This is a genomic window from Pseudomonas sp. 65/3-MNA-CIBAN-0223 (assembly GCF_040310425.1).
GTDB lineage: Bacteria > Pseudomonadota > Gammaproteobacteria > Pseudomonadales > Pseudomonadaceae > Aquipseudomonas > Aquipseudomonas gregormendelii.
Genome location: NZ_JBEOPV010000268.1, coordinates 1 through 250 on the forward strand (window position 1 = coordinate 1; position 250 = coordinate 250).

The window sequence follows — 250 nt, forward strand, 5'->3', positions numbered from 1 at the left end:
GCATTCGAGTTCCCGCATCGCGCCGCCATCGAGGACCGCCGCTATGAGCAAGATGCAATCGGCCCCCATCGCACGCGCCTCCCAAACCTGATAGGCGTCCACGATGAAATCCTTGCGAAGCACCGGCACGCTTGACGCATCGCGCGCAGCGCGAAGATCCGATGCACTTCCGTGGAAGAACACCTGATCGGTGAGCACGGAGAGGCAGGCGGCGCCGGCTTCCTCGTACGATGCCGCGATAGCCGCAGGG

The 250-nt window shown here is 64.4% G+C and carries 1 pseudogene; it reads right to left on the reverse strand.

Annotation, left to right across the window (positions count from 1 at the left end):
• Positions 1–250, reverse strand: a pseudogene (gene trpC, locus AAEZ09_RS28840) (indole-3-glycerol phosphate synthase TrpC); the annotation flags it as partial.